This window comes from Nitrospirillum goiasense (genome assembly GCF_034427435.1).
Lineage (GTDB): Bacteria > Pseudomonadota > Alphaproteobacteria > Azospirillales > Azospirillaceae > Nitrospirillum.
Window position 1 is genome coordinate 1,301,632 of the sequence record NZ_JAXQNP010000002.1, and the last position, 25,137, is coordinate 1,326,768.

Consider the following 25,137-nt stretch of genomic DNA (forward strand, 5'->3'; position numbering starts at 1 on the left):
TTCGGCGATATATCCCGATAAATCCCGAACTGTATTTCATTGTCCCAGATAATCCCAACAAATACTCTTCCGCACGGCTGAGAATTATCAATAATCACGGCATCGAATCGACGGCGAAATATCCCGCCATAAACGAAAGGTGCCAAAATTGGTATTTGAAAATAAACTTCAGCCGATGGTGTATTCAATCCAAGAGGCATGCAAAATTGGTGGATTTGGACGGACGAAAGCTTACGAGTTAATGGGGTCCAAGATTCTGGATGCCCGTAAGATCGGCTCGAAGACCGTTATTACGGCGGAAAGCGTTCATGCGTTCGTCTCTAGTCTTCCTGTAGCTAATATCCGCTGACCCCGGGCCAATATTTTTCTCTCCCCGACCCGGGAGGGAAATCTGGAAATCACGGATTACGGGCTTCTTCGGAAATCCTCCTGAAAAAGCCATATGTCGCTTTGACGACAAGGACAATAAACATGCCAATGTCAAACAACGGTGCGCTCGTGGCGCTGCCGAAGGTCACCCGTGTGTCGCTTTATATCTCAAAACCTCAACGGCTCTTAACAGGTGCCCACCAAAATTTCCTGATCACCGCTATTCGCAGCCAATTCCCCTTTGCTCAAGATAGCAATGATCGCCTGGTGGCGGGTCGAAGGGAGAACTTTCACAATGATTACGTTTTCAGGGCCTGCCTCATGACCGCGCATTGGAATGGCCATCGGTCTGGGGCTAAGGGCGAAGGTATCTCATCACTGGCGGCGTATTTGAGGCGGTACCAAGGCGCAGCGGCGCTCGACCGGGAGCAGATTGCTTGTTCCCTGGAAAAGGGGGTTTCCCCGGCTTTTCTTGGCCCCTTGGCGGAAATGCCACTGGGGGAGCGTGGCCAATGAAGGCGAGAAATCTGAATCATGGTGGCCCTTCTGAACGCTTCAAGCGTGTGAATGCCGCCGCCCTTCCGATACTGCCGCTGCTCCTTTCACGCCGCTGGCTTCCAGATGGAAAACGGCAGGGGCGAGAATGGGTCGCGCTCAATCCCAGGCGGGCGGATCGTTCACCAGGCTCCTTCCGGGTCAACATCATTAACGGTCGCTGGGCTGACTTCGCCACCGGAGACAGCGGCGGGGATGTTGTGTCGCTGGCGGCATACCTGGGCGGGATCAGCCAAGCCGAAGCCTGTGCTCAATTGGCCGCTATGTTGGGAATCGATGCTGTGAATGGGGGGAAGGCCCATGGATAAGGCGAAGATGTTCGCGCCTATCCCGTCCGAGGAATTGGAGGCGCAGCAGGGAGGGTTGGGGCAACCCATCATAGACGACGGAGGCACGCCTATTGCGTTGTCGCCAGAAGACTTCGAAGCAAACCCACTTCCCAGGCGCACGCTGGGGCAACCCGCTGGTTGCTGGCGTTACCTGGATGCGTCGGGCAACATCCTGATGGTTGTCCGCCGCTTTGACCGGCCGGAAGGCGGTAAGAAGTTCGAACAGGTGACCTTCCGCCGATTTGCCAATGATGTGCGGCGCTGGGTGCCTAAGGCGCTGCCGGAGCCCCGGCCACTGTACGGCTTGGCTAATTTGGCGGCTCGACCGGACGCGCCGGTCATGGTGGTGGAGGGCGAGAAGACAGCGGACGCAGCCGCCGCCCTATTCCCTGACCATGTGATCGTGACGTCACCGGGTGGGGCCAATGCCGTAGGCAAAGCGGACTGGTCGCCCCTCGCTGGTCGCCGGGTGCTTATCTGGCCGGATCACGACACACCCGGCCATGCTTACGCCGAAGCTGCCAGCAGTGCTTTGCGAGCGGCCCGCGCCAGCGAGGTGCGGGTTATCCAGGTTCCCTCGGACTTTCCAGAGGGGTGGGATTTAGCCGACAGCCTGCCCAGCGGATGGGACAGGGAACGATTGCGGGGCTTGCTGGATCGCCCGGCGTTCCCTGCGGCGGCAAACGACAATGGCATGGTCTTGCCGGCCGGGTTCTTCTTCAATGAGGTTGGGCTTCATTGGGATGGCCATGGCCGTGCCGACAAAGGACCCCTGTTTATTGCCAGCCCATTCGAGTTGGTCGCCATCACGCGCGATGCCGAGCAGCAAGGTTGGGGCAAGCTGCTGCGCTGGAAGGATGCGGATGGACATACCCATCAATGGTCCATGCCCGCTGCGATGCTGGCGGCCGATGGTGCCGACTACCGTCGTATCCTCTTGGACGGGGGGCTTAAGCTGGGGCCGGACCGGATGGCGCACCAGAAGCTGGGTGAGTTCCTGACGGCCGTCACTGTTGCCAGGCGAGCCCTTTGCGTGAGTCGGACTGGCTGGCATGGATCGGTTTTCGTTATGCCGGACCGAACCTATGGGGCGAGTGATGAACATGTCGTGCTTCAGGCTGCTGGCGCCGGCATGGAGTTGAAGCGCAGCGGTACATTCGATGGCTGGAAAAGGGAGGTTGCCGCCCTCGCCCAGGGTAACAGCCGTGTGGCTTTTGCCATGGCAGCGGCCTTCACCGGGCCTCTCCTGCATCTGACTGGAAGCGAGGGAGGCGGCATCCATTTCCGGGGGCCTTCATCTATTGGCAAGACCAGTACCCTGCATGCGGCGGCGTCAGTTTGGGGAATGAAGGTTGGAAGTTGGCGGACCACCGATAACGCGGCCGAAGGGGCGGCGCTGGCGCACAACCACACGCTTTTGACCCTGGACGAGATGGGGCAGGCAGACGGCCGCCATGTCGGTGAGATGGCCTATATGCTGACCAACGGTCGCGGAAAGGGGCGGATGGGACGGGATGCGGCAAATCGAGCCATCCCGACCTGGTGCGTCCCGTTCATTTCCACTGGCGAGGTGGGCCTGGCTGACAAGCTAATAGAAGCGGGGATTCGGGTTCGTGCCGGGCAAGAGGTGCGGGTTCTGGACCTGCCCGCTGATGCTGGGGCCGGTTTCGGTGTGTTTGAGGTCTTACATGGCGAACAGGATGGGGATCGTTTTGCGCGTCTTTTCAGACAAGGCGCTGAGGCTCATCAAGGGCACGCGGCATCCGCTTTTCTCGAAGCGATTACCGGCCGAGCGCAAGCTGATGTGTCGGCGCTCATCCGTGGATGGATGTCGAGATGGATGGAAGCGGTGGTTCCGCCAAATGCCAATGGCCAAGTGCAGCGGGCCGCAGGACGTTTTGCCTTGGTAGCGGCGGCGGGGGAATACGCTATCGAGTTGGGCATTCTGCCTTGGCCGGTCGGCCATTCCTCGTGGGCCGCTAAGGTTTGTTTCAAGGCGTGGTTGGACGCCCGGTCGGCGGGTACGGGATCATCGGAGGAAGATGCCCATTTGTCTGCCGTTCGCGCCTTCATTGCCACTCATGGGGCCAGTCGGTTTGAGGCGGTGAACTGCCTGGTGTTTGGTGGTGCCGAGGCCCCACCACCCGAAGGGCAGAGGGTGGCGAATCGGGCGGGTTGGACGAAGGTGATCGATGGTGAGTTGCATTACCTCATTCAGTCAGATGTCTGGCGGGCGGAGGTATGCAAGGGATTTGACCCCAAGGCTGTCGCCAAAACGCTAAGGGCCCAAGGGCACCTCATGCTCAGCCCCGACAGAAAATCGTCGAATAACTTCCGCATTCCAGGAGGGGCGACGACACGGGTCTATCACATCCTACCATCGATCCTTGGCAGCGATGTCTTTCACCGCGATTAATTTGCCAGCCATGGTTTAGGAGTGGAACAGGTGGAACTGGTGGCACAGGCGCTGTTTTCCAGGCATTCCGCCGTTCCCTGGTCTGCGGTGAGTGGTGGAACGGTGGAACAATGGTCAGCGCCCGAACCGTTCCACCTGTTTCACCTGCCAGGCGCCCCGGGGGGCTGTCTAAACATGAGTAATATCAGTGGTTTAGCACCTGTTCCCCCTGTTCCACCACTCACATGATGGCGGTATTTCCTAAGCGGCCAACTCAGTCTTGACCAGATTCCATAACGCGCCGATTTCCCGGGCGGCCCGACTATCGGGAGCAGTTTCAAGAACCGTCAGCCCGTCGAAACGCGGAAGGAACTCGCCTCTAGAACCTAATACGATGGGAGAGACAGGCCCCAACTCCGCCAAAGTTAAAACCATATCCTGGGTTATAGTTGCTCCGTGGTGGGCGCAATTGACTACAAACAGGAACGGCCGCCCACACGAGTGCAGCAGGGGTAAAAATGCGCCAAGTGCTCTTAGGTCGTTGGGGCTTGGTCGAATGGGAACGATGATTAAATCAGCATTCGGCAATATAACTTCAATCGGTTCCATAGATCTTCCCCCGTTTGATGGGGTATCTATAAAAACTATATCTAAGTATGCGGCGCTTGACCTTGCTAGGCTATCTGAAATTTCTTCATTGAAATGTATTAATGTTGGGAGCTGCTTATGGCGGCTCTCTATCCATTCTGTAGCATTCCGAGATTTGTCCAGATCTAACACGCCGATCAATTTTTGAGGGTCGCTGGCCGCCGCGACTGCCATATGGATGCTTAGGGTCGTTCTCCCTACGCCACCCTTTGTATTCGCAACGATAACTGTCTTCATAGAGCTATCATTGGCATAATTTTATTTCCTTTCGCCAGTATTTCCGAGAACTGCGCCGTCTCAAGGCGGGCGCTGGCACGACGTGAAGCAACCTGGGTTAAATTGCATAACCATCCATCCAGCGACGTACGCCGTCCGACCGATGGTGATGGTGCGCATGGCGAATAAGGCAATGAAATGGCTGTGAGCAATGCGTTTTTTCGGCCGAGGCGAAGGGGGGGGTGGCGGATCATTGTTCACGTCGCCGCCAGTGTCCTCGGCGGGGGATCAGCTGGGCACGCTCTTGGCGGGGGCCTTCGCCTTCCATTCTGACGGTGCGGCGACCTTCGACCAGGCGATGCAGTTTATCCAGGCCCTGGACCTGCGGGACGATGATTTGGACCCCACGGCCCACGCCGACGAACAAAAGATGTGGCGGCACCTGATGCAATCCAAGTTGCGGGTGAATGCCGGCGGCGGCGGGATAGACGTGCCTGTCGGCATGCTTCTGGACATTGCGCGGGGCAGGGCGCCTAGCAATGCCCCCGCCGTGCCCGAGGAAGTAGCGGCCCGGGAAGCTATGGCCGCAGGCTTCCGCTTGTTGGACGATGGGCACACCGTTGCCGTGTCTAATACGGCCCTTGCCATCCAGGGCATGCTTAAGGGGACTGCCTGGCCCAACGAATGGGGCAGGGTGCTTAGGCGCCTGCCTGGCGCACGGCCAGGCGGCGCCACCAGCTTCGGCTATCAGGGCAGCACGGCCCGGGTTACGCTGGTGCCGCTGGACTGATCAGCGCGGCCCCAGCAGGGCGGCGGTGGGGCGGCTGATGACGTTCCTGGAATGGCACTTGTAGCAGACCAGGGCCTTGCGGAGTGGCCGTAAGGCCCCCTGAATGTCGAATGGGCTTGCGTTCATAGGGCATTCGTAAGCCCAGAAGAACGTCAAGCGCACAACCCGTTGATGGCCGCAGTCCCCGCACCGCAACAGGACTCGGACGGGTTCATGACAGTCATCCAGGGATCGAAAATTCTTGGTGGACATGATGGGGAATGTTCCCCATCTGTTCGCTTTGGAGTCAAGGGCGGAAAAGGCGGGGCGCCCGGGATAACCTGAGCGCCCATCTTCTATTATGAGGCGTTCCTGGCCTTTTTCCTGATATCCTCGTAAGAGGCATCCACCTCAAGGATTGCATTGGCAAGCACGATCTCGCACGTTTCACCACCTTCTTCTATTTCCTTAACGGCGGATATCTGCTCAATGTTAATCAATGCCTTACGGTATTGAGATTGGTTGCCGCTTCTGGGCTTGGCACTTACTTCAATGAATTTCGCCATTTTTAAGGACCCTCCTCGTTACCCATCGCCCCATGCGTCGGGCAGTGCAGCGCCCCCACGGTATCCAACCACTTCCGCGCCACCCGGGCAGTATACCCGCATTCCTTGCAAGAAACCTTGATCAAGCGCGTGCCTTGCTTCGGTGGGGCGCTGCTGAGCGGCGGGGCCTTGTGCGTTTCCTCGCCGTTGTCGCCGGCATCGTTCGGCGTGTCGCCGGCCGGGGGTTGCGCCGTCAGCCCAGGCGCGGCGCGGCGGGCGAAGTTCAGCCGTGCATGGGGCAGGGGGCCCATGGCTTCCAGGTGGGGCGCCAGCAACTCCCGAAACTTGGGGCCCGTGGGGGTGGAGTTCATGGGGCGCAGCAGGCCCAGGCCCAGACAGATTTTCTCAAAGTCCCCCTTATGACCGCAGGCGAGGCCCGCCGCCGCGTGGGCCAACTCATGCGCAAGGCTGTTCGCCACTTCCATGGGATCGTCTTCGTCAGGGCGGATCAGGATCTCAAAGCGCCCGTCACCCGATGCCGACTTGTCCCAGCACTCAGCCACGGCGCGGCCACGGGCCCCTGCCGAAGGGAAGCCGATAGCGACACGGAACGGCGGGATGGGGTGGCCAAGATCGGCAAAGTGGGGCGCCAGGCGTTCGGCCAGGGTGTGCAGCCAGGTTTCGCGGTTCATTGCTTTGTCCACTGCGTTTAAACGACTTAGGCAGGTCAGAAAGAAGGGCGGCACCATCGCAGGGCCGCCCGGGTTTCAGCCGAACATGCGGACCAGGCCGAATACCTGATCACCATCGGGTTTGTAGAAGCCCGCCTTGGACAGGGCGGACAGGTGGCCAGCGAACGCCTGCGACGACATGCCGGCGGGCCGGGCATTCCAGACGTAGCAGTCGCGCCAGGTGGCGCCGTCCGCGTCCGTGATGGTTACCCCATCGGCATAGACCGTCCGGCCGGTGGTGCGCGGGCGTTCGCGTCATAGATTGTATCCCGGGTTTCTACCGCGCGCGGGCCGCGCATGGGGAGGGAGCAGCAATGCCGATTAACACCCAGGATTTTCACAACAGCCTGGCGTCGCTCAATCTAAGCCCCATGATGTGCCTGGGGTTTGAGGAAGACGCTTACGGCGCCGTGCTGGGCTTGTTGCACTTTAGGGAATTGAGCCTGAGCAACCGGCACGCTTGGGATACGGCAGTAGCGCGGGCGGCGGCCGAGCGGAACCCCGCCAGCGGCTTTCGCAGCAGTGCCAGCGTGTTCTATGGCATGTTGCGCCAAACTCGCCAAACCACCTTCGGCAACGGGTTGGACAACGCCAGCATCCAAGCCAGCGAACGTCTGGTAGCCGCTCCCTGGTGCCTGAGCGAGGCCGAATTTCAATATTGCTTGGTCTACGTCCGCGACGGGGCCAGCCCGGTGCTGAAGGACTACGATCATAGCCTTCTGTCGGAGGATCAGGAGTTTTGGGCGCCGTGGGTCTTTTCTGTAGGCCAAACCGCCCTGACGCAGTTCCTGAAAAGGTACACACCCGAGATGATCGCCGCCGTCGAGGTCACCTTGGAGCGGCTTTCCCTGCCGCTCTTGATAGCGAGCGGCATTAAAACAGCGCTCGATTACGTGTTGGCCAAGATCACCAAGGCTCAGATGCTACAGCGATATGAAATCGACGCCAGACGGCGGGATTATCTGCGCGGATCGAAGCGGGACGGGGGCGGTTACGTCGCCTCAGCTGGGGCGCGGTGACGCCGATGGAACAGACGTTCAAGCCCTTTTTCGACCTGGTGCGGCGCATGCCGGGATGGGCCGAAATCGGCATACTTCTGATTTTGGGGATCCTGCCTGTCGCCGCTCATAACGTCTGGCTGATGCTTCCGGCTTTGGTGTGGGTGGGGATCATTCAAGGCGCAGAGGAAAAATGGTCTTGGATGTGGGTATGCTTCGCAAGCGTCCTGCTGATGCTGGTCATTCTGGCCTGGGGGCAAGCTGTAGTAGGGGGGTGACGCTCTACGTCGCCACCCCAATCTGTGCCGGGTGCAATTCCCCATAGCGGGCGATGCACTGCCCCAGCATGGCCACGGGCAGGGGTATCCCGTACCGATCATGCTCACAGTCCCGATATGAGCCCAGCTTGATTCCCAGCAGGCAGGCCGCGCCCCCACGGGTCCGCCCTACGGACAGGCGCCAGGCTTCCAGGTCGGCACCCTTCCATGGCGCCCCCGGCGGCGGTAGCTCCGGCCGATGCTGGACGTAGAGCGCCAGCAGCACGACAGGGCAGGGGATGCGCGCCAGGTCATAGACGTATTTCCGATAGCCGGACGGGCTCAGCCCCAGCAGCTGGGCCGCGTGGGCTTGGGTGTGGCCGATCAAGGCCCGCCAGGCTTCCAGGTCGGCGCCTTTCCAGTCGATGGGGGTAGAGGGGGGCAGCAGTGTCATGTCGGTGTGATCGCGGCTCTTAGGGCTATGGCGGCATCCTCGATAGCTCGCCTGGTGCTGTCCAGCGTCTCCGCCGCCAGGTCCGCATTGCGGCCCTGGTTATGATCGTGGTGCCACGGATAGCCAGCCGGGGCGCGGTTGCCCTGGCACCCACAGAGAGTTAGACTGTGACCGACGCGACTTTTGATGGCCCGAACATGACCGCCGCCGCCGCTGCCACTACCGAAGCCGAAGCCTCCTTGTTGCGGATGCTGCGTGACAGCGAAAAGCTGCAAGCCGAGCGCGACAAGCTGGCGGCCGAACAGCTGAAGCTGCAAGCCGAACAGAACAAGCTGGCGGCCGAAGCGCTCAAGATGGCGTCTGAGGAAGCCAAGTTGCGGGCGGAAACCAATAAGCTGGCCCGTGACAAGGCCCTTGCGCCGTGGGTGCTGAGCGCGGCGGTTCTGGGCGGGATACTTTCCGCCTTAGCCGGCACGGTGGCCAAGCACATTTGGCCGTAATCAAAAACCCCCGCCAGAGCGATCCGGCGGGGGTTTTTCATGAGCTACCGCCATTGGGCGCAAAACATCCCTGGCCTGCGCGAGCCAGGGGGCGGGGGCGCCTCCCCAAACCTGGGGGCTGAGTAGCAGCGGAACAGAAAACCGACATAAGCCCAGATCAACAACATCCTGATGCGCTCCGGGTGTCGCTACCGACCCAGCTAATTCGAGCCGGGAATCAACATAATCTCGCGTAGGGGCGCCCCTAGTTGCGGATCAACATATCAGTTATATTGCTCAACCCGAAACGTAGCGCCACTTTTGGGCTGCCGTTACGGTCCACCAACCAATCTCGGTCGCCGTATCTCCGTCATCGAGAAAGCGAAAATTCGCTTTAAAACCAAAGCCATCGTCGGTAATCGCTTCCACGCGAAGCTGTCGGGTCCGACCGTCAAAATCGGCCTCCCAAATCTGACCAACGGCAAAACTTACTGGCATCGTTTGGCCTCCTCCTGCTGACCAACCCAAAATAGGGCTGATTGACCATCGTTATAAGTTGGTGTGCGAAAGCGCGCATCCAAGTAAGGCAAGGCTATGCGGCGGCAGGAACGCGAAAGGGACGCGGGCCGCTTAGCAGCAGCGGAATAGAAAGTCCGACTCAGAACTCGTCATCGGTAAGAGCCGTGCCGGCTCGTAGTGGCCGCAGCTCGCCGCGCGATTGATGACGGTCTTTTTGTCCATGCCGAAGCTGCGGGCCATTTCCGCGACGTAGGCGGCAGCGATGAACAGGTCAAGCCGGGTGATCGGTTCGCGGCTCATGCTGCTGTCCCTGTGCTGGGCGCGCTGTTCGGGATGCTGGCCAGCAGGTCCGTTGCCGCTAGCCGATAGGCGTGCTTGATCATGCCCATGTCCCATGGGTCGTTGCGGTTCAGGGCTTCCCAAGCGGGTCGCCCGGCCACCTTGGCGCGGTTCGCCTCATAGATTTCCCGCGCCTTCGCCTCGATCCGGTTTGCCACCGGGGCGGGGGTGTTGGTCAGGGCCACGATCAGCCCCCAGACCGCAAAGCGCGCAGGGCCTGCGTCAGGTAGCCGGCGGGGCCAGGGATGGGCAGTTCTTCCCGGTTGTCCTGTTCGGGAACCGGCTTGGCGATCAGGTCGACGCTGTAGCGTTGCCCGGCGGGCGCACCCATCGCCACCAGCACGCGGCCCCACGCGGCGGCATCCCGATTCCCCAGGCGGGTGATAAGGTCCGCCTCGCCTTCCTCATAGGAACCGCCAGCCAGGGCCGACGCGAGGGCGCGCAGATCGTCGCCGACACGCCCCGCCAGCCAGTCCATGCGGTCGGCGTCGTAACTGCCGCCTTCCTGGATATTCAGGTAATTGGTCAGGGCGGGAACCATAAGCCCCACATCACGGGCGCGGGCCTTGACGCGGCCTTCCTGTAAATCTTCAACGAAAGAGGCGACTAGGAAGCGGCGCACCCACTCAAGACGCTGTTCGATTTTGAGGCTACTGGCGCCGAACAAGGCTTGCGCCACCTGATCACGACGGGCAACGGCGATGTCTTGCATTTTACTATCTCATCCCTTGCGTTGGGGCGTTCCGATAGCCCGGAATATCTGCCGCTAGAACAGGATAGTAAACGGTAGTTGGTGGGAGAAATCGGGAGGTCTCCCCGATAATAAGATTTATGGAAAAAGCAAGCAAAAACCGCAGGCGATAACGGGTGTATTCGGGAGTTATGGAGTTATGCCAGCAATATCAATGTGATAACGCTGTAACGCTTTTTGGCGCAAAATATATATATACACACATATATGATCATGTCCCGAGAGACACACATATAGGTACAGTCACTTATATATGAATATGAATATGTTATAGTGTTATAAGTGTTATAACCCCTGGATTTCTGCGGCTTTCAGCCATAACGCATTTATAACGGGTGTTATCGGGAGGTATGGCGACTAGAGACTGACGCACCAGCGGCGCCCCTGTACTGTGCGCCCATGCTTCAAATCGACGTTTCATCCAGCATTGACCAAGCCGTCAGTCTGCTGCGGGCCTTCGACCCCGAACAGCTTCCCTATGCCGTGGCCCTGGCCCTGACCAACACGGCCAAGGATGCGCAAGAGGCGGTACGCGCCAGCATGCCGGCCCATTTCACCCTGCGCCGTGATTGGGTGGTGCAAGGTATCCGCATCGTGCCCGCCACCAAGCAACTGCCCGTGGCCATGGTCTACAGCCGTGACCAGTTCATGGCGTTGCAGGAAACCGGCGGCTTGAAGATACCGCACGGGAAGCACATCGCTATTCCCCTGCCAGCTGTGCGGCCGACGCCCACGGCGCTGATCGCCAAGGATGACTTGCCGCGCAACATCCTGCCCACCCTGCGGGCCAAGGGTGGCGGGCTTACCGCCGTGGTCACGATGAAGAACGGCCACAAGTTCATCGCGCGCCTTCGCAACGGCGCGGGCAAGGGCAACCGGCTTGACCTGCTGTACTACCTGGTAGACGACGCGACCCTAAAGCCGCGCCTGGGGTTGGAAGACATCACGCGAAAGGTGGTGGATAGGCGGTTCGTCCAGCACCTGGACGCGGCGCTGACCCAGGCCATGAGGACGGCACGGCGATAGCCCGATTTCCGGGCCGTGGAATGCGGTGTGGCTTCGGCCGCTACTCCCCCAGCGGGCATGTCGTCAGAAAGATTCCACCGGCCACGGGACGGGCGATGCGGGCATGTGTCGCCCGCCACCCACCCCAGGGCCTGCGGGTCCCTTCCGGGGGCACCCCCTATCGAGGGTAACGCGCCACCCCCGGGGTTCCGCTAGGTATCGGCGGGAGGTTTGGTTAAGTCTGTGGGTTGTCGGAGGTTCCACATGAAGATGATATTCATGTGGCTTCTGGTTTGGGGCGCGGTTATCCCGATGGCGGTAGAGGCTTAAACTAAGGGGGTGCCGCAGTTGTTGGCAGCGTCATCGCTACCCTCTTGGCCGACGTGCTGAGGCACATCTGGCCGTAATCACAACCCCAAGGGCGATCCGGTGCGGCGAGATGAACGGCCTCCGTTCGCCTTTATCCGCTTATTTTTAGGGGATAGATTAGGGGACGGGCGTCGTGTATGCGCAAAATTCCTAGGGTTTCTGGGCATGAGTGGCGGACACCCTCTCCGCCATTTCCTGATAAGCACCGATATCCCCACCGACATAGCGGCGGCTTGCTTGCCGATACCCTGGTTAGGCTGGCGATACACTGGCGGTTTCACCGTGCTGATCGCGCCCGCAATATCGGCAAACGTTGGCGTCGGCCTTTATCAGTTCGGCGCAATGGGGGCATTTCTTCATCCCACTGTCCAGTTGCCGCTGCTCGACTTCCGCGACATTCGGCGAAATCAGCAGGGAATGGATCAAGGCGACGATGAAGATCGCAGCCCCGTAAAGCCACCAAAGGAAAAATGAGCGGCCTTTACTGTGGGCGATGTAGCCGGGAATGATGCCGAGCAAAGCGGCGATCACGAGCATTTCAAACATATTGACGTCCTATCTGTCGAATTCCTTGCCATCGGTGGAAACCGTGTACAGCCATTTGCTGTAGGGAAGGCGAAGGTAGATGGTTGCGTTTTGGGCAACGGTGCCCAGCAGCATGCTGCGGCATAGCAGGCTGACGCCACCTTGAACGCGATCACACATCGCGTCGGCGCTGTCGATGAACTGCATCTTGTTCAGCCTGGAAATAATCAGGGTTTTCCCGTCAGGGATGGCGCCAATAGGCTGGATCACGAATATTGTTATCTGTGTGCATAAGATGGCGATGATCAGGAAAAGGACTGTCACGCCCCCAAGGATAACGGCTTTCTTTTTATTCATTTGTCCCGATACCTCCGCGACTTATGGCGCGCTTATCGGAACATACGCAGAACGAAGAGTCAACGGGCATTCTCGTTATGGGTGTGTGGTGGGCCGTTTCACCAAGAAAGGCGCGTATCGTTGCAATGCGGTGCGCGCAGGTGCTCCCGAGCGCCAGCGGGTCCCGGTCTACCGGAGCACGGGCAGCCGAGAGTCGGCGGGCGGGGCATCTCCACCCAAAGTCCATCCTGTCTTCCCCCGCCATCCGCGCCATGCTGTCACCCCAACAGGGGAGGATGCTCATGGGCAGGGTGCTGGCGGGATTGGCGTTGGTGATGCTGCTGCTGGCGGCGGGCCGGGTCGGTGCCGCGCCAACGGGGGCCCCGGCCACGGCGGTGTTCGACGTGCAGTTCGTCAACAGCTCGCCGGCCGACACCACGGCGGAGGAAACGGCGCGGGTGGCGCGGCTGGGGGTGGCCTTGCGGGCGGCGCTGGCGCAATCGGGGCGCTACGCCGTGGTGGACATGACGCCCTGGGCGGCCACGCTGGCGGCGAAGCCCGCCCCGCGCGATTGCCCACCCTGCGCCCTGGAGATCGCCACCCGAGCGGGGGCGACCGTGGCCGTGTTCGCCTGGGTGCAGAAGGTCAGCAACCTGATCCTGAACCTGAACATCAGCATCCGCGACGCCGCCACCGGCCAGGTCCTGAAGGGCGGCAGCGTCGACATCCGCGGCAACACGGACGAGTCCTGGGACCGGGGCCTGAAGTTCCTGCTGCAGGAGCATGTGTTTGAGGAGGGGCGGTAGGGCTCACACCGGCTGGTCGATGGACGTGGCCAGCGGGGTGAACAGCGCCGGCCCCGTTTCCGTCATGTGCCAGCAATCCTCCAGCCGGATGCCGAACTCGCCAGGGATGTAGATCCCGGGCTCATCGGAGAAGCACATGCCGGGCTCCAGCGGCGTGGCGTCGCTCAGCACCAGGTAGGGGGATTCGTGGCCGTCCAGGCCGATGCCATGGCCGGTGCGGTGCGACAGGCCGGGCAGGCGATAACCGGGACCCCAGCCTTCCCCCTCGTAATACCGGCGCACCGCCTTGTCGATGTCCCCCACCGGAATGCCTGGCTTGGCGGTTTCCAGCGCGATCTCCTGCCCGCGCTTCACCGTGTTCCACACCGCGCGCTGGCGGGCGCTGGGGGTGCCGAAGACCCAGGTGCGGGAAATGTCGGATTGATAGCCGTGCACGGCGCAGCCGCAGTCGAGCAGCACGGTGGAGCCGTCCCGCACCACCTCCGGCTGGAGGGAGCCATGGGGATAGGCGCTGGCCTCGTTCAGCAGCACCAGGGAGAATTCTGGCCGCCCGCCCAGGGCCGCCGTGGCGGTGTCCACCAGGGCGGCGATGTCGGCCGCGCGCATGCCCGGCCGCACATGGGCATGGGCGTAGCGCAGGGCCGCCAGCGTCACCGCGTTGGCCACCTGCATCAGGGCCAGTTCCGCCGGCGACTTGTGCATGCGGCAGGCCCGCACCAGATCGTCGCCGGACACCAAGTCATAGTCCTTGGTCACCTGGCGGATGCCGTCGATGATGAAAAAGCGGGTGGTGGGCTCCACCGCCACCGTCCCCTTCGTGGCGCCACCCCCAGGGGCCGCTGTGATGTCTTTCAGCGCCTGGGCCAGACGCTGAAAGGGGCTTTCGTGCTCCTGCCAGGCGCGGACATCGCCGCCCACCTGCAGGGTTTCGCGCACCGACGGTTCCTCGAACGCCGGGGTCACCACGATGACCGGCCCCTGGGCTGGAATCAGGGCGGCGGTGGTGCGTTCGGAACGGTGCCAGCGGATGCCGGTGAAATACTCCAGGCTGGACCCGGATTCGACCAGGAAGGCGACGATGCCGCGCCGCGCCATCAGGTTCTGCAGCTTGGCGATGCGGGCCTGCCGCTCCTCCGCCGCGATGGGCTTGGCGCCCGTCGTCAGGGAGGTTAGGGTGGTGAGGTCGCCGGTGGCGGCCCTGGCCCCCCTGGTGCCGGCGGTGACGGCCGGGACCGATAGGGGCAGGGCGGAGGCGGCGGCGAGGAAGTGGCGGCGGCTGACCATGGCAAGGCTGTCCCGGATGGTTTCGCGCCGGCCCTTCGGCGGCCAGCGGTTCGCCCATCGTCCTATCACAGCGGGCCCGCCCTTTCCCCCGCCTTTGGCGGAAAGACGCGTGTTACGCGCCCGCGGCCCTGGCCGTCATATAGGCGCGCAGGCCCTCCTCCATCTCATCCCACACCCGCGCCAGAGCGGGGCTTTCACGCAAGCCTTGGGCGTAGCCGGCCACGGCGGCGTGGCGGTCCAGCAGGTGGCCGCGGCCGGAAAAGCGCATCAACCCTTCCAGGGTGTAGCGCACCGGCGTCAGCCACACATCGGCGGTGGTCACCCGCCCGCCGAAGGCGAAGGGGCCGCGCGCCGTGTCGTCGGCCAGCAGGCCGTTCAACTGGCCCAGGCCCATGTCCAGCTTGGCCAACTGCGCCTGGATGGCGGCCTCATCCGGGGTCTTGCTGTCGAACAGGCCGAACAGCGGGAAGGTTTCCCGCATCACGTACTGGTCGGCCACGGCGGTCAGCAGGCGCACCCGCGCGCCGTCCACCGGGTCGGCGGGGCGCAGGGGGATGGCCGGGAAGGCATCCTCCAGATACTCCACGATCACCCCCGATTCCGGGATGGACCGGCCGTCGTCCAGCACCAGCACGGGCACCCGCACCATGGGGTTCAGCGCCCGGAAGGCGGGGGAGGTGCGCCAGTCCTCCGGTGGGGTTAGGATGTCGATGGCCAAGTCCTTGGCATAGATCGCGCCCCGGGCGCGGGCGGCGAAGGGCGACAGGGCCAGGGAATAGAGTTTCATGGCGGCTCTCCACGGGGAAGGGGATGGCCGGAACGATAGCCTTGAGGGAGACCGTGGGCTTGGAAAAACGCGACAGCCGGAAGGAAAGCTCGTGCATCCCGTGACGGCGGCGCCCAAGGGGGTGCTGGCGCCCGGCGCGGCGGCGCAGCGCTTCCGCCTGGGCCGCTACCTGCCGTCCCCTGATATGGCCCCGGATTTGGCGGCGGTGGTGGAGCATTACTGGGTGGTGGCCTGGGACCTGACCGGGCAGCCGCCCTATGTCCAGCGCACACTGCCCTATCCCGCCGTGAACCTGGTGTTCGAGCGCGGCCGCTCCGCCGTCTACGGCCCCATGCACGGCATCTTCGCCTATGAATTGCGCGATGCCGGGCGGGTGCTGGGCATCCGCTTCCGCCCCGCCGGCTTTCGCGCCCTGGTGGATGCCCCACTCAGCACGCTGGTCGACCGCGTCCTGCCGCTGGAGGCCGTGCTGGGTCACCTGACCCCGGCGACCGCGGCGGCGGCGGAGGCGGCGGTTCTGGCCGCCGCCGATGACGCCGGCATGGTGGCGGTGGCCGAGACCCTGCTGCGCCAGGGGTTGAGGGCGGCCCCCGCCCAGGTGGAGGAGGTCAACCGCCTGGTGGCGCTGATCGAGGCTGACCGGGAGATTTTGCGGGTGGACGATCTGGTCGCGCGCTCCGGCCTGGGCGTGCGCGCGTTGCAGCGCCTGTTCGCCGACCTGGTGGGCATGACGCCCAAATGGGTCATCCGCCGCGCCCGCCTGCATGAGGCGGCGCACCGGTTGGCCCAAGAGGAGCGGGACCAGAAAGGGCGGGACCAGAAGGGGCGCGCTGGCGGCGCGGCGCTGGACCTGACGACATTGGCCCAGGATCTGGGGTATTTCGATCACGCCCATTTCACCCATGATTTCAAACAGGTCATCGGCCAGTCCCCCTCCGCCTACCGCGAGGACTGCGCCCGGAAAACCGCCGAAGGGAAACCGCATCCATGACCCCGCAAGACCGCCTGCGCTGGCTGCTGCCTGCGGCACTCGCCTGGTTCGCCGCCGACCAGGCGACCAAGGCCTGGCTGAAACAGGCGCTGACGCCGGGGGTGGACCTGACGGCGCTGGGCGGCGCCATCCTGGTGACGCCGGTCAACAACCCCGGCGCCTTCCTCAGCCTGGGCGCCGGGCTGGACGACCATGCGCGCGGCCTGGTCTTCACCGTGGGCGTGGCCCTGGTCCTGGCGGTCCTGCTGGTGTGGAGCCTGCGGGCGAAGACACTCAGCCGGCTGGAACTGCTGGGCGCCGGCAGCTTCCTGGGCGGTGGCCTGGGCAACCTGCTGGACCGTCTGCGTCAGGACGGCACGGTGTTCGATTTCCTGAACCTCGGCATCGGCGCCCTGCGCACCGGCATCTTCAACATCGCTGATGTCGGGCTGATGGTGGGGGTGGCGCTGTTCGTGGCGGGCGGGTTCATGGCGGGCGGGTTCATGGCGGGAAATCGCCGCACATAGTTATATCCAGCAACTTTTCTGGACATCCATCGTTTCCGCGCGCACCTTAATCCCGCCCATAAGAACAAACGGGAGAGGAACGTGCTGAACCAAGACGCGGTGCCCGCGCCCGCCGGTGCCCCCATGGCGGCGGCCGGCGGTCTGTTGAACCGAACGACGCTGCTGTGCCTGGTGGTCGCCATCCTGGAGGGGGTGGATTTGCAGGCCGCCGGCGTGGCGGCGCCCAAGCTGGCGCCGGCGCTGCATCTGACGGCGGCGCAACTGGGCACCTTCTTCAGCGCCGGCACCATCGGCCTGTTCCTGGGCGCGTTGGTGGGGGGGCGGCTGGCCGACCATTTCGGGCGCAAGGCCGTGCTGGTGGTCTCGGTCGCGTTGTTCGGCCTGTTCACGCTCGCCACCGCCCTGTCACCCGACTTCACCACCCTGTTCCTCATGCGCCTGGCCACCGGCCTGGGCCTGGGCGGCACGCTGCCCAACCTGGTGGCGCTGGCGGCGGAGAACAGCCCGCCGGGGCGCAGCGGCGGCGCCGTTTCCCTGATGTACGGCGGCATGCCGCTGGGGGGCGCCATCGTCAGCCTGATCGCCGTCTTCGCCGGCATGGGCGGCGGCTTCGACAGTTGGCGCACCATCTTCTATGCCGCCGGTGGCGCGCCACTGTTGGTCCTGCCCCTGCTGATCTGGGCCTTGCCCGAGTCGCACGCCTTCCGCGCGACCGCGGCGGCTGACGCGGCCGGCCGGCCCGGCGTCCTCGCCATCCTGTTCGGCGGTGGCCGCGCGGCGGAGACGGTGCTGTTGTGGTTGGCCTTTTTCGCCACCTTGATGGTGCTGTACCTGCTGCTGAGCTGGCTGCCCCTGCTCATGACCGACCGGGGGTTCAGCAAGCCGCAGGCGGCGCTGATCCAACTGGTGCTGAACGTCGCGGGGGCCATCGCCTGCATGATCACCGGGCCCTTGCTGGACGGCCCGCGGCGCTTTGGCTACGCCATCACGGTGTTCGTGGGGCTGGCGGTTTTCCTGGTGCTGTTGGCCGTGATGCCGGCCAACCTGACCGTGGCCTTGGCGGTGGGCATGGGGGCTGGCGCCATGATCCTGACCACCCAGGCCACGCTCTACGCCGCGGCCCCCGCCTGCTACCCCATCGCCATCCGGGGCACCGGCGTGGGTGGGGCGGTGGCGGCTGGCCGCCTGGGGTCCGTCGTGGGGCCGCTGCTGGGCGGCGCCCTGGTGCAGGCGGGCCTGTCGGCGTCGGGTTTGCTGCTCAGCCTCGTGCCCCTGGTCGCGGTGGGGGGGCTTCTGGCGGTCCTGCTGATCCACAGGCAGCTGCGGCGCCGGGCCTGACCCTTCCCAGGCCACCGTTTCCCAAGTCCCCGATTCCCTCGCCAGCCGCCGCGTGACGGTGTAACCCTGCCGCCCGGTATCGGGATGCGGGGTTGGGGAAGGGATGGGCAGGAAGACGGATATGGTGCTGGCCGTGGCGGACATGGCCGGCACCGTGCTGTTCGCGGTGGAGGGCGCCATGGCGGCGCTGCGCGGTGGGCTGGACCTGTTCGGGGTGCTGGTCCTGTCCTTCGCCACGGCCCTGGGCGGCGGCGTGTTGCGCGACCTGCTGATCGGGGCGGCCCCGCCCACGGCCCTGCGCGACTGGCGCTATCCCGCCATGGCCTTCGCCGCCGGGGGCGCCACCTTCGTCGGGCACGCCATCGTCGGCCAGCTTCCTATCGGCCAAAGTCCCGTGGGCTGGATGACGACGCTGGACGCCGCCGGCCTGTCGCTGTTCGCCGTGGCTGGCACGGAAAAGGCGTTGAACCGCCACATACCGCCGTTCAGCGCCGTGCTGATGGGCACCATCACCGGGGTGGGCGGCGGCACCCTGCGCGACCTGCTGCTGGCCCAGGTGCCGGCCATCCTGCGGGTCGACGTCTACGCCACGGCCGCCTTGCTGGGGGCGGCGGTGATGACCGCCGCAATCCGCCTGGGCGTCGCCCCCCGCTACGCCGCCTTGCTGGGCGGCGGGGCCTGCTTCGTCCTGCGCATGGTCAGCGTCTGGCGCCACTGGGCCCTGCCGACGGCGGCGGGGCTGGCCGGCTGACGTTTCAGTCGCCGTCTGCCTTGGGTGCCGGGGTCGCGGTATCCGACGGCTTGTCCGTCTTCGGCTTGGCCTTCAGGGCGTCGGCCTCGGCCTTGTCGATGGGGATCATGCTGTCGATCAGGCAGACGGGCGGCACCGGCATGCCCACCAGGGTCAGGGGATCGGTGCGGCACAGCTCATCATTATGGGAGACGTAGGCGAAGCCGTAGAAGCCCAGGCCGGTGCAGCGGCCGGCCATGTTGATGCGGATGAACTTGGTGCGGTCCTGCATCTCCACCAGGATGGTGCTTTCATCGATGACCTGGGTGCGGCGGATGGTGCGCACCGGGATGCACATCTGGCCCCGGTCCGGCGACTCGGCCTTCGCCGTCTGGGTTCCGGGGGCGGCCTTATCGGCGGCAGGGTCGGTGGCACAGCCTGCCAGCAGGCCGGCGGCAAGGGTCGCGGTGATCAAGGCGGGGGCGAAGCGGAACATGGCGGGGGCCTCCCAAGGCGTTCATCCTGAAAGGTAAGCGCCAATTCGCCCCGCCACAAGCGGCGGCCGCGTCGCAGGGGGCACCGCCGGCATGGTTATGGGTTTTAGGGCTCCAGGCCTAATAGGCGAACCCGCGCCCGCCATGCTAGCATCCGCCCGATGTATAACGATGTCGTCGACCTGCGCGAATTCTATGAAAGCAGCCTGGGCCAAGTGGTTCGGCGCCTGGTGCGCCGCCGCCTGCGGGAGCTGTGGCCCGATGTCACCGGCCAGCGGGTGCTGGGCATCGGCTACGCCACCCCCTTCCTGCGCCCCTTTCTGACGGAGGCGGAGCGGGTGATGGCGGTCATGCCCGCCGCCCAGGGGGTGGTCTTCTGGCCGCCCGAGGGGCCGGGCCTGGTGACGCTGGGCGAAGAATCGGAACTGCCCTTCCCCAATATGTCGGTTGATCGCGTGCTGCTGGTCCATGGGCTGGAGTTCACCGAACACCTGAAGCCCATGATGCAGGAGATTTGGCGCGTGCTGGCGGGGGGCGGGCGCCTGATTGCCGTCGTGCCCAATCGGCGGGGCATCTGGGCCCGCACCGACCGCACCCCCTTCGGCCATGGGTCGCCCTTCTCCTCCGGCCAGTTGCGGCGCGTGCTGCGCGCCAACCTGTTCGTGCCGGAGCGGGAGACGTCGGCCCTGTTCATGCCGCCCGTCACCTCCCGATTCTTCATGGCGTCCGCGGGTGCTGTGGAAAATCTGGGCGCCCGGTGGTTCAAGGCCTTCGCCGGCGTCCAGATCGTGGAGGCCAGCAAGCAGATTTACGCCACCACCTCCACCCGCGTGGTGGAGACGCGGCGGCGCATGGCCCCCTCGGTGGCCCAGCCGGCCTTCTCCGGCCTGGCGGCGGAACGGCGGCTTCTGCCCCGGCTGGTCGCCTCCTCCGGCACCGGCATGGCCCCGGAGGCGGAGCCCTGAGAATCCCGCAACGGTGCCGGGCGCAGGGATTCCGCGCGGACTCGTATTGGGGGTGCTTGACAGGGGCCGGGTCGCCTGTATAGTGCGCGCTCTCTTAGAAACGGGTCCTGTGCTAGGTCCCGTCGTTCCGTTTTGCGTGGGCGCTGGCCACTCTCGGCTGGGCCCGGCCAGATCAGTGGTGGGCTAGAATGTTCGCAGTCATCCGCACCGGCGGTAAGCAGTACAAGGTCGCGGCCGGCGACGTCATTAAGGTTGAGAAGCTGGCGGGTGAAGCCGGCGCCTCCCTGAAGCTGGACGAGGTCCTGCTGGTCAGCGATGCCGGCAACACCACCGTCGGCACCCCGCTGGTGGCTGGCGCCGCCGTGACGGCCACCGTGGTGGCCCAGGCGCACGCCCCGCACATCATCATCTTCAAGAAGAAGCGCCGGCAGAACTACCGCCGCAAGAATGGCCATCGTCAGGACCTGACGATCCTGCGCATCACCGACATCCAGGCCGGCGCCTAATCGGCAGCCGACCTCCTCGATTTAAGGAGTTTTCGAGATGGCACATAAAAAGGCAGGCGGTAGCTCCCGCAACGGTCGTGACAGCGCCGGTCGTCGTCTGGGCGTGAAGGCCTTCGGCGGTGAAGCCGTCGTTTCCGGCAACATCATCGTCCGCCAGCGCGGCACGAAGTTCCACCCCGGCGCCAACGTGGGCCTGGGCAAGGACCACACCATTTTCGCGGTCGCCGATGGCGCCGTGAAGTTCCACACCGGCCGTCAGGGCCGCACCTACGTGTCCGTCGAGCTGGCCCAGGAGCCGGTGGCCGCCGCCGCCGAGTAACCTGCCGCTTCGGCATCAGGTGTTTTGACTCTGATCGGGGGGACGGGTGACCGTTCCCCCGATTTGCATTTGCCGCTGCCGCGCGTCGCCCACGCGCTTTCGCTCCTCTCAGCTTTTTTCATAGGACGCGACCGCGTCCGCCGGAGCGAGCACCGAAGGGCGGAGCGAGGATAAGCCAAGGCCACGGATGTGGCCGCCCGGCGTCTGAGGGGGCCTTTGATCCACCCAGGATCAGAGGCCATTAATATAAGGCCCGCCCATCATGAAGTTCCTGGACCAGTGCAAAATCTACCTGAAGAGCGGTGACGGCGGCCCCGGCTGTGTCGGCTTCCGGCGGGAGAAGTTCATTGAGTTCGGCGGGCCGGACGGCGGCAACGGCGGGCGCGGCGGCGACATCGTGATCGAGGCCGTGGACGGCCTGAACACGCTGATCGACTATCGCTACAAGCAGCACTTCAAGGCCCAGCGCGGCGGCCACGGCATGGGCCGCGACCGCTCGGGTGCCGCCGGTGAGCCCATGGTGCTGAAGGTGCCGGTGGGCACCCAGGTCCTGGATGAGGACCAGGAGACGGTGCTGGCCGACATGATGGAGGTGGGCCAGCGCATCGTGCTGCTGAAGGGCGGTGACGGCGGCTTCGGCAACGCCCATTACAAGACCTCCACCAACCGCGCCCCCACCAAGGCCGGTCCCGGCTGGCCGGGGGAGGAGCGCTGGGTGTGGCTGCGCCTGAAGCTGATCGCCGACGTCGGCCTGGTGGGCCTGCCCAATGCCGGCAAGTCCACCTTCCTGGCCGCCGTGTCGCGCGCCCGGCCCAAGATCGCCGACTATCCCTTCACCACGCTGGTGCCCAACCTGGGTGTCGTGCGCGCGGGTGAGGAGGAGTTCGTGGTGGCCGACATCCCCGGCCTGATCGAGGGCGCGCATGAGGGCCACGGCCTGGGCGACCGCTTCCTTGGCCATGTGGAGCGCACGCGCGTGCTGCTGCACCTGGTGGACGGCACGCAGGAGGATGTGCAGAAGGCCTACCGCACCATCCGGCGCGAGCTGCGCGCCTATGGCGGCGGCCTGGCGGAAAAGCCGGAGATCGTGGCCCTGAACAAGGTCGACGCGCTGTCCGAGGAAGAGCTGGCGGAAAAGAAGCTGAAGCTGCGCCGCTCGGCCAAGAAGCCGGTCATGGTGCTGTCCGGCGCCACCGGCGAGCATGTGCCCGACGTGCTGTATGCGCTTCTGGAGCAGATCAAGGCTGCGCGTCTGGCGGATGGCGAGGAAGCGCGCAGCAAGGCATACAAGGCGCGGTACAATCCCCTGGATGACATCTCCCAGGCCGACAAAGGGACACGTTAGAAAATGAACGACGCCGCCGACCGCACGGAAGTTTCCTCAACCGGTGCGGCGGCGATGTTTAGTGTCCCGCCGGTGGAGGTGCCGCCGGTGCTGGGGGCCAAGCGCCTGATCGTCAAGATCGGCTCCGCCCTGCTGGTGGATGGCGAGACGCACCGCATCCGCCGCGACTGGCTGGACAGCGTGTGCGATGACGTGGCCGCATTGCGCCGCCGGGGCGTGGACGTGGTCATCGTCTCCTCCGGCGCCGTGGCCGTGGGGCGGGAGCATCTGGGCCTGGTGGGCCGCCCGCTGAAGCTTGAGGAAAAGCAGGCCGCCGCCGCCACCGGCCAGATCCGCCTGGCCCACGCCTATCAGGAAACCCTGGCCCGCCACGACATCACCGTGGCCCAGGTGCTGCTGACCCTGGACGATACCGAGGACCGCCGCCGCCACCTGAACGGCCGCGCCACCATCGAGACCCTGCTGAAGCTGGGCGCCGTTCCCGTGATCAACGAGAACGACACCGTGGCCACCGCCGAGATCCGTTTCGGCGACAACGACCGCCTGGCCGCCCGCGTGGCGCAGATGATCAGCGCCGACACCCTGATCCTCATGTCCGACATCGACGGCCTCTACACCGCCGACCCGCGCAAGGACCCGGCGGCCCGGCACCTGCCCGTGGTGACCGAGGTGACGCCGGAGATTGAGGCCATGGCGGGCGAGCCGCCCGCCGGCTACAGCAGCGGCGGCATGGTCACCAAGATCGCCGCCGCCCGAATCGCCGTGGCCGCCGGCTGCCGCATGGCCATCGTTTCGGGCAAGCGCGCGCATCCGCTGGCGGCGCTGGAAAAGACGGTGGAGCAGGGCGGGGCGCTCTGCACCTGGTTCCTGCCCGCCGCCGGCCCCGGCACGGCGCGCAAGCGCTGGATCGCCGGCTCACTGAAGCCGGCCGGCACGCTGGTGGTGGACGAGGGTGCGGCCCAGGCCCTGGCGCGCGGCGGCAGCCTGCTGCCCGCCGGCGTGCGCGCGGTGGAAGGGGAGTTCGAGCGCGGCGACTTGGTGGCCGTGCGCACCCAGGCCGGCCGGGTCATCGCCCGCGGCCTGGTCGCCTACTCCGCCGAGGACGCCCGCCGCATCCAGGGCCGCCGCAGCGCCGAGATCGAAGCCAGCCTGGGCTGGCGCGGCCGCGACGAGATGATCCACCGGGACGACCTGGCGCTGGGGTGAGGCCGGGGGATCTCGACTTTCGGATGCTGGGGTGCCATCTTCTAAGCATGAGCAAGCACGCGCCCATTCCTGAGTTGGACGAAGAGCAGGCGGCCGAATTGGCTGCGCTGACCGCTGCCGTCGCTGAGGCGGATGCGGACCTGCGGGCGGTCCCGCACGAGGAGATGCGGGCGTGGCTGTTGGAGTTGGCCGCCGGCAACTTCGACGCGCCGCCGCCGGTTGCCCGCGTCCTGTGAAAGTTATCTGGCGCAATGTGGCGTTGGCGGATGTCGGCCGCATCGCCCAGCACATTGCGGAAGAAAATCCAGTCGCGGCCCGGCAGGTCGCTCGGGAATTGGTGCTTGCGGGCGACAGCCTGGGAACCTTTCCCCGCCGGGGACGTCCCGGACGTGTTCCCGGCACGCGTGAACTGGTGACAGCGCGGCCTTACATCATTGTCTATCGCGTTGAGGATGCTGGCCGCCTGGCCATCCTGCGTGTATGGCACGCCGCGCAGGATTGGCCCTGACACTCCCCTCTTTCCCGAGTCGATTCCTTACCTGGACCCTAACGCGCTCGGCAATTCACGTAAGGATGCGAGCTCGGTATAGGGGTGGGGAATCGGGCCGGACACCATCTCATGGGCCCAGGTGGTGTGATAGGGCACGTGGAAACCCTGGCCGCCCAATGCCGCCACCGGCAGGACGTCGGACTTCAGGGAGTTGCCGGCCATGGCGAAGTCGGCGGGGGCCACGCCGTGGCGGTCCAGCAGGCGGCGGTAGGTGGCGTCGTCCTTTTCCGACACGATCTCGATGCGGTGGAACAGGTCGGCCAGGCCGGAGCGGGCGATCTTGCTTTCCTGGTCGAACAGGTCGCCCTTGGTGATCAGCCACACCTCATGGTCCCGCTCCCGCAGGGTTTCGATCACCTCCAGGGCACCGTCGATCAGGTCCACCGGGTGGGCCAGCATGGCGCGGCCGCGCTGTACCAGCGTCTCGATGGCGACGCCGGGGATGCGCCCCTCCGTCAACTCCAGCGCCGTCTCGATCATCGACAGGGTAAAACCCTTGATGCCGTAGCCATAGGCCGCCAGGTTGCGCCGCTCCACCAGCAGCAGGCGCTCATCGATGGTGGCCTGGTCCAGGTCGCTGTGGCGCAGCAGCAGGTCACGGAACTCGGCGTACGAGGTCGAGAACATGGCCTCGTTGTGCCAGAGCGTGTCGTCGCCATCGAGGGCGATGACGCGGGGGGGCACCCGGGGCGTAGGGGCAGGCATGGGACGCAACTCCAAA

Annotated in this window: 35 protein-coding genes; 21 read left to right on the forward strand and 14 right to left on the reverse strand. The window is 64.6% G+C overall.

Features of this window, described 5'->3' with window-relative positions; genetic code table 11:
• Positions 1-175: 175 nt before the first annotated feature.
• From ULB03_RS27390 to ULB03_RS08460, 4 genes are all read left to right on the forward strand, one after another.
• Positions 176-349, forward strand: a complete 174-nt coding sequence (locus ULB03_RS27390) for a helix-turn-helix domain-containing protein (RefSeq protein WP_416211145.1) — start codon at positions 176-178, stop codon at positions 347-349.
• A 122-nt stretch (positions 350-471) separates the two neighbouring features.
• On the forward strand, positions 472-885 hold the full coding sequence (locus ULB03_RS08450; protein ID WP_322482740.1) for a hypothetical protein: 414 nt from the start codon (positions 472-474) through the stop codon (positions 883-885).
• Positions 882-1,232, forward strand: a complete 351-nt coding sequence (locus ULB03_RS08455; protein ID WP_322482741.1) for a hypothetical protein — start codon at positions 882-884, stop codon at positions 1,230-1,232. The genes ULB03_RS08450 and ULB03_RS08455 overlap by 4 nt, the downstream gene beginning before the upstream one ends.
• Entirely contained in the window at positions 1,225-3,669 is a 2,445-nt protein-coding gene (locus ULB03_RS08460; RefSeq protein ID WP_322482742.1) for a DUF927 domain-containing protein, read from the forward strand. Before ULB03_RS08455 ends, ULB03_RS08460 begins: the two co-directional genes overlap by 8 nt.
• Before the next feature lie 240 nt (positions 3,670-3,909).
• Here the strand turns inward: ULB03_RS08460 and ULB03_RS08465 are convergent, their stop codons facing one another.
• Positions 3,910-4,533, reverse strand: a complete 624-nt coding sequence (locus ULB03_RS08465; protein WP_322482743.1) for a ParA family protein — start codon at positions 4,531-4,533, stop codon at positions 3,910-3,912.
• A gap of 190 nt (positions 4,534-4,723) precedes the next feature.
• Between ULB03_RS08465 and ULB03_RS08470 the strand changes: the two genes are divergently transcribed.
• Positions 4,724-5,302: a hypothetical protein gene (locus tag ULB03_RS08470; protein ID WP_322482744.1), complete on the forward strand. Its 579-nt coding sequence runs from the start codon at positions 4,724-4,726 to the stop codon at positions 5,300-5,302.
• Between the two features lie 338 nt (positions 5,303-5,640).
• Here the strand turns inward: ULB03_RS08470 and ULB03_RS08475 are convergent, their stop codons facing one another.
• Positions 5,641-5,847: a hypothetical protein gene (locus ULB03_RS08475; RefSeq protein WP_322482745.1), complete on the reverse strand. Its 207-nt coding sequence runs from the start codon at positions 5,845-5,847 to the stop codon at positions 5,641-5,643.
• 2 nt (positions 5,848-5,849) lie between these two features.
• Complete coding sequence (locus ULB03_RS08480; protein ID WP_322482746.1) at positions 5,850-6,575, reverse strand: transcription elongation protein SprT; 726 nt, start codon at positions 6,573-6,575, stop codon at positions 5,850-5,852.
• A 296-nt stretch (positions 6,576-6,871) separates the two neighbouring features.
• Between ULB03_RS08480 and ULB03_RS08485 the strand changes: the two genes are divergently transcribed.
• Positions 6,872-7,576, forward strand: a complete 705-nt coding sequence (locus tag ULB03_RS08485) for a hypothetical protein (protein ID WP_322482747.1) — start codon at positions 6,872-6,874, stop codon at positions 7,574-7,576.
• Between the two features lie 5 nt (positions 7,577-7,581).
• Positions 7,582-7,833, forward strand: coding sequence for a hypothetical protein (locus tag ULB03_RS08490; protein WP_322482748.1), 252 nt, complete (start codon positions 7,582-7,584; stop codon positions 7,831-7,833).
• A 4-nt stretch (positions 7,834-7,837) separates the two neighbouring features.
• On the opposite strand, the gene ULB03_RS08495 is transcribed toward ULB03_RS08490, so the two are convergent.
• Positions 7,838-8,266 carry a hypothetical protein gene (locus tag ULB03_RS08495; RefSeq protein ID WP_322482749.1) on the reverse strand — a complete coding sequence of 143 codons (429 nt, stop codon included), beginning with the start codon at positions 8,264-8,266 and terminating at the stop codon, positions 7,838-7,840.
• A gap of 167 nt (positions 8,267-8,433) precedes the next feature.
• Between ULB03_RS08495 and ULB03_RS08500 the strand changes: the two genes are divergently transcribed.
• Positions 8,434-8,766, forward strand: coding sequence for a hypothetical protein (locus ULB03_RS08500; RefSeq protein ID WP_322482750.1), 333 nt, complete (start codon positions 8,434-8,436; stop codon positions 8,764-8,766).
• A 276-nt stretch (positions 8,767-9,042) separates the two neighbouring features.
• On the opposite strand, the gene ULB03_RS08505 is transcribed toward ULB03_RS08500, so the two are convergent.
• The 4 genes from ULB03_RS08505 to ULB03_RS08520 all read right to left on the reverse strand — a co-directional run bounded on the left by ULB03_RS08505 (position 9,043) and on the right by ULB03_RS08520 (position 10,315).
• A complete protein-coding gene (locus ULB03_RS08505; protein ID WP_322482751.1) occupies positions 9,043-9,243 on the reverse strand; it encodes a hypothetical protein in 201 nt (66 codons plus the stop codon).
• Positions 9,244-9,375: 132 nt separating this feature from the next.
• A complete protein-coding gene (locus ULB03_RS08510; RefSeq protein ID WP_322482752.1) occupies positions 9,376-9,564 on the reverse strand; it encodes a hypothetical protein in 189 nt (62 codons plus the stop codon).
• Complete coding sequence (locus ULB03_RS08515; protein WP_322482753.1) at positions 9,561-9,788, reverse strand: hypothetical protein; 228 nt, start codon at positions 9,786-9,788, stop codon at positions 9,561-9,563. The genes ULB03_RS08510 and ULB03_RS08515 overlap by 4 nt, the downstream gene beginning before the upstream one ends.
• A 2-nt stretch (positions 9,789-9,790) precedes the next feature.
• Positions 9,791-10,315 carry a hypothetical protein gene (locus ULB03_RS08520; protein WP_322482754.1) on the reverse strand — a complete coding sequence of 175 codons (525 nt, stop codon included), beginning with the start codon at positions 10,313-10,315 and terminating at the stop codon, positions 9,791-9,793.
• Between the two features lie 438 nt (positions 10,316-10,753).
• On the opposite strand from ULB03_RS08520, the gene ULB03_RS08525 reads away from it, so the two are divergent.
• On the forward strand, positions 10,754-11,380 hold the full coding sequence (locus ULB03_RS08525; protein ID WP_322482755.1) for a hypothetical protein: 627 nt from the start codon (positions 10,754-10,756) through the stop codon (positions 11,378-11,380).
• A 600-nt stretch (positions 11,381-11,980) separates the two neighbouring features.
• Here the strand turns inward: ULB03_RS08525 and ULB03_RS08530 are convergent.
• Together ULB03_RS08530 and ULB03_RS08535 are read right to left on the reverse strand one after the other, a co-directional pair.
• Positions 11,981-12,274, reverse strand: a complete 294-nt coding sequence (locus tag ULB03_RS08530; RefSeq protein WP_322482756.1) for a zinc ribbon domain-containing protein — start codon at positions 12,272-12,274, stop codon at positions 11,981-11,983.
• Between the two features lie 9 nt (positions 12,275-12,283).
• Positions 12,284-12,610 (reverse strand): hypothetical protein, encoded by a 327-nt coding sequence (locus tag ULB03_RS08535; protein WP_322482757.1) that lies wholly within the window; start codon positions 12,608-12,610, stop codon positions 12,284-12,286.
• Positions 12,611-12,891: 281 nt separating this feature from the next.
• Here ULB03_RS08535 and ULB03_RS08540 point away from each other — a divergent pair, with 281 nt between their 5' ends.
• A complete protein-coding gene (locus ULB03_RS08540) occupies positions 12,892-13,395 on the forward strand; it encodes a DUF3280 domain-containing protein (RefSeq protein WP_322482758.1) in 504 nt (167 codons plus the stop codon).
• Between the two features lie 3 nt (positions 13,396-13,398).
• Here ULB03_RS08540 and ULB03_RS08545 read toward each other — a convergent pair whose 3' ends face one another.
• Together ULB03_RS08545 and ULB03_RS08550 are read right to left on the reverse strand one after the other, a co-directional pair.
• The gene (locus ULB03_RS08545; protein ID WP_322482759.1) at positions 13,399-14,679 is read right to left on the reverse strand and encodes a M24 family metallopeptidase; all 1,281 of its coding nucleotides are present in this window, start codon (positions 14,677-14,679) and stop codon (positions 13,399-13,401) included.
• A gap of 112 nt (positions 14,680-14,791) precedes the next feature.
• A complete protein-coding gene (locus ULB03_RS08550) occupies positions 14,792-15,466 on the reverse strand; it encodes a glutathione S-transferase family protein (RefSeq protein ID WP_322482760.1) in 675 nt (224 codons plus the stop codon).
• A gap of 91 nt (positions 15,467-15,557) precedes the next feature.
• Between ULB03_RS08550 and ULB03_RS08555 the strand changes: the two genes are divergently transcribed.
• The 4 genes from ULB03_RS08555 to ULB03_RS08570 all read left to right on the forward strand — a co-directional run bounded on the left by ULB03_RS08555 (position 15,558) and on the right by ULB03_RS08570 (position 19,052).
• The gene (locus ULB03_RS08555) at positions 15,558-16,457 is read left to right on the forward strand and encodes a helix-turn-helix transcriptional regulator (RefSeq protein WP_322482761.1); all 900 of its coding nucleotides are present in this window, start codon (positions 15,558-15,560) and stop codon (positions 16,455-16,457) included.
• Positions 16,454-16,963, forward strand: coding sequence for a signal peptidase II (gene lspA, locus ULB03_RS08560; RefSeq protein ID WP_322482762.1), 510 nt, complete (start codon positions 16,454-16,456; stop codon positions 16,961-16,963). Before ULB03_RS08555 ends, lspA begins: the two co-directional genes overlap by 4 nt.
• Positions 16,964-17,044: 81 nt before the next feature.
• Complete coding sequence (gene mhpT, locus ULB03_RS08565) at positions 17,045-18,301, forward strand: 3-(3-hydroxy-phenyl)propionate transporter MhpT (protein ID WP_322482763.1); 1,257 nt, start codon at positions 17,045-17,047, stop codon at positions 18,299-18,301.
• Between the two features lie 103 nt (positions 18,302-18,404).
• On the forward strand, positions 18,405-19,052 hold the full coding sequence (locus ULB03_RS08570) for a trimeric intracellular cation channel family protein (RefSeq protein ID WP_322482764.1): 648 nt from the start codon (positions 18,405-18,407) through the stop codon (positions 19,050-19,052).
• A gap of 4 nt (positions 19,053-19,056) precedes the next feature.
• Here ULB03_RS08570 and ULB03_RS08575 read toward each other — a convergent pair whose 3' ends face one another.
• Complete coding sequence (locus tag ULB03_RS08575; protein ID WP_322482765.1) at positions 19,057-19,527, reverse strand: DUF6491 family protein; 471 nt, start codon at positions 19,525-19,527, stop codon at positions 19,057-19,059.
• A 159-nt stretch (positions 19,528-19,686) separates the two neighbouring features.
• Between ULB03_RS08575 and ULB03_RS08580 the strand changes: the two genes are divergently transcribed.
• The 7 genes from ULB03_RS08580 (at position 19,687) to ULB03_RS08610 (ending at position 24,374) form a co-directional block, all read left to right on the forward strand.
• Entirely contained in the window at positions 19,687-20,490 is an 804-nt protein-coding gene (locus ULB03_RS08580) for a class I SAM-dependent methyltransferase (protein WP_322482766.1), read from the forward strand.
• A gap of 188 nt (positions 20,491-20,678) precedes the next feature.
• Positions 20,679-20,996, forward strand: a complete 318-nt coding sequence (gene rplU / locus ULB03_RS08585; RefSeq protein ID WP_145729859.1) for a 50S ribosomal protein L21 — start codon at positions 20,679-20,681, stop codon at positions 20,994-20,996.
• Between the two features lie 37 nt (positions 20,997-21,033).
• Positions 21,034-21,315 (forward strand): 50S ribosomal protein L27, encoded by a 282-nt coding sequence (rpmA, locus tag ULB03_RS08590; RefSeq protein WP_145729858.1) that lies wholly within the window; start codon positions 21,034-21,036, stop codon positions 21,313-21,315.
• A gap of 262 nt (positions 21,316-21,577) precedes the next feature.
• Positions 21,578-22,660 carry a GTPase ObgE gene (gene obgE, locus ULB03_RS08595; protein WP_322482767.1) on the forward strand — a complete coding sequence of 361 codons (1,083 nt, stop codon included), beginning with the start codon at positions 21,578-21,580 and terminating at the stop codon, positions 22,658-22,660.
• A 54-nt stretch (positions 22,661-22,714) separates the two neighbouring features.
• The gene (gene proB, locus ULB03_RS08600; RefSeq protein ID WP_322483806.1) at positions 22,715-23,866 is read left to right on the forward strand and encodes a glutamate 5-kinase; all 1,152 of its coding nucleotides are present in this window, start codon (positions 22,715-22,717) and stop codon (positions 23,864-23,866) included.
• Between the two features lie 47 nt (positions 23,867-23,913).
• Positions 23,914-24,102, forward strand: coding sequence for a CopG family transcriptional regulator (locus tag ULB03_RS08605; protein ID WP_322482768.1), 189 nt, complete (start codon positions 23,914-23,916; stop codon positions 24,100-24,102).
• Positions 24,099-24,374 (forward strand): type II toxin-antitoxin system RelE/ParE family toxin, encoded by a 276-nt coding sequence (locus tag ULB03_RS08610; protein ID WP_322482769.1) that lies wholly within the window; start codon positions 24,099-24,101, stop codon positions 24,372-24,374. The genes ULB03_RS08605 and ULB03_RS08610 overlap by 4 nt, the downstream gene beginning before the upstream one ends.
• 27 nt (positions 24,375-24,401) lie before the next feature.
• Here ULB03_RS08610 and ULB03_RS08615 read toward each other — a convergent pair whose 3' ends face one another.
• On the reverse strand, positions 24,402-25,121 hold the full coding sequence (locus ULB03_RS08615; protein ID WP_322482770.1) for an HAD family hydrolase: 720 nt from the start codon (positions 25,119-25,121) through the stop codon (positions 24,402-24,404).
• Between the last annotated feature and the right edge of the window lie 16 nt (positions 25,122-25,137).

Excerpts from the sequence above, each read along its gene's own strand:
- ULB03_RS08470 (WP_322482744.1), top strand. The coding sequence starts at position 4,724 with ATGCGTTTTTTCGGCCGAGGCGAAGGGGGGGGTGGCGGATCATTGTTC.
- ULB03_RS08525 (WP_322482755.1), top strand. The coding sequence starts at position 10,754 with ATGCTTCAAATCGACGTTTCATCCAGCATTGACCAAGCCGTCAGTCTG.
- ULB03_RS08490 (WP_322482748.1), top strand. The coding sequence starts at position 7,582 with ATGGAACAGACGTTCAAGCCCTTTTTCGACCTGGTGCGGCGCATGCCG.
- rplU (WP_145729859.1), top strand. The coding sequence starts at position 20,679 with ATGTTCGCAGTCATCCGCACCGGCGGTAAGCAGTACAAGGTCGCGGCC.
- ULB03_RS08575 (WP_322482765.1), bottom strand. The coding sequence starts at position 19,527 with ATGTTCCGCTTCGCCCCCGCCTTGATCACCGCGACCCTTGCCGCCGGC.
- lspA (WP_322482762.1), top strand. The coding sequence starts at position 16,454 with ATGACCCCGCAAGACCGCCTGCGCTGGCTGCTGCCTGCGGCACTCGCC.
- ULB03_RS08530 (WP_322482756.1), bottom strand. The coding sequence starts at position 12,274 with ATGTTTGAAATGCTCGTGATCGCCGCTTTGCTCGGCATCATTCCCGGC.
- ULB03_RS08570 (WP_322482764.1), top strand. The coding sequence starts at position 18,405 with ATGGGCAGGAAGACGGATATGGTGCTGGCCGTGGCGGACATGGCCGGC.
- ULB03_RS08540 (WP_322482758.1), top strand. The coding sequence starts at position 12,892 with ATGGGCAGGGTGCTGGCGGGATTGGCGTTGGTGATGCTGCTGCTGGCG.
- rpmA (WP_145729858.1), top strand. The coding sequence starts at position 21,034 with ATGGCACATAAAAAGGCAGGCGGTAGCTCCCGCAACGGTCGTGACAGC.
- ULB03_RS08510 (WP_322482752.1), bottom strand. The coding sequence starts at position 9,564 with ATGAGCCGCGAACCGATCACCCGGCTTGACCTGTTCATCGCTGCCGCC.
- ULB03_RS08580 (WP_322482766.1), top strand. The coding sequence starts at position 19,687 with ATGTATAACGATGTCGTCGACCTGCGCGAATTCTATGAAAGCAGCCTG.
- ULB03_RS08520 (WP_322482754.1), bottom strand. The coding sequence starts at position 10,315 with ATGCAAGACATCGCCGTTGCCCGTCGTGATCAGGTGGCGCAAGCCTTG.
- ULB03_RS08495 (WP_322482749.1), bottom strand. The coding sequence starts at position 8,266 with ATGACACTGCTGCCCCCCTCTACCCCCATCGACTGGAAAGGCGCCGAC.
- ULB03_RS08465 (WP_322482743.1), bottom strand. The coding sequence starts at position 4,533 with ATGAAGACAGTTATCGTTGCGAATACAAAGGGTGGCGTAGGGAGAACG.
- ULB03_RS08615 (WP_322482770.1), bottom strand. The coding sequence starts at position 25,121 with ATGCCTGCCCCTACGCCCCGGGTGCCCCCCCGCGTCATCGCCCTCGAT.
- ULB03_RS08455 (WP_322482741.1), top strand. The coding sequence starts at position 882 with ATGAAGGCGAGAAATCTGAATCATGGTGGCCCTTCTGAACGCTTCAAG.
- ULB03_RS27390 (WP_416211145.1), top strand. The coding sequence starts at position 176 with ATGGTGTATTCAATCCAAGAGGCATGCAAAATTGGTGGATTTGGACGG.
- ULB03_RS08605 (WP_322482768.1), top strand. The coding sequence starts at position 23,914 with ATGAGCAAGCACGCGCCCATTCCTGAGTTGGACGAAGAGCAGGCGGCC.
- ULB03_RS08450 (WP_322482740.1), top strand. The coding sequence starts at position 472 with ATGCCAATGTCAAACAACGGTGCGCTCGTGGCGCTGCCGAAGGTCACC.
- ULB03_RS08485 (WP_322482747.1), top strand. The coding sequence starts at position 6,872 with ATGCCGATTAACACCCAGGATTTTCACAACAGCCTGGCGTCGCTCAAT.
- ULB03_RS08550 (WP_322482760.1), bottom strand. The coding sequence starts at position 15,466 with ATGAAACTCTATTCCCTGGCCCTGTCGCCCTTCGCCGCCCGCGCCCGG.
- obgE (WP_322482767.1), top strand. The coding sequence starts at position 21,578 with ATGAAGTTCCTGGACCAGTGCAAAATCTACCTGAAGAGCGGTGACGGC.
- ULB03_RS08545 (WP_322482759.1), bottom strand. The coding sequence starts at position 14,679 with ATGGTCAGCCGCCGCCACTTCCTCGCCGCCGCCTCCGCCCTGCCCCTA.
- ULB03_RS08480 (WP_322482746.1), bottom strand. The coding sequence starts at position 6,575 with ATGGTGCCGCCCTTCTTTCTGACCTGCCTAAGTCGTTTAAACGCAGTG.
- ULB03_RS08535 (WP_322482757.1), bottom strand. The coding sequence starts at position 12,610 with ATGAATAAAAAGAAAGCCGTTATCCTTGGGGGCGTGACAGTCCTTTTC.
- ULB03_RS08505 (WP_322482751.1), bottom strand. The coding sequence starts at position 9,243 with ATGCCAGTAAGTTTTGCCGTTGGTCAGATTTGGGAGGCCGATTTTGAC.
- ULB03_RS08475 (WP_322482745.1), bottom strand. The coding sequence starts at position 5,847 with ATGGCGAAATTCATTGAAGTAAGTGCCAAGCCCAGAAGCGGCAACCAA.
- proB (WP_322483806.1), top strand. The coding sequence starts at position 22,715 with ATGTTTAGTGTCCCGCCGGTGGAGGTGCCGCCGGTGCTGGGGGCCAAG.
- ULB03_RS08460 (WP_322482742.1), top strand. The coding sequence starts at position 1,225 with ATGGATAAGGCGAAGATGTTCGCGCCTATCCCGTCCGAGGAATTGGAG.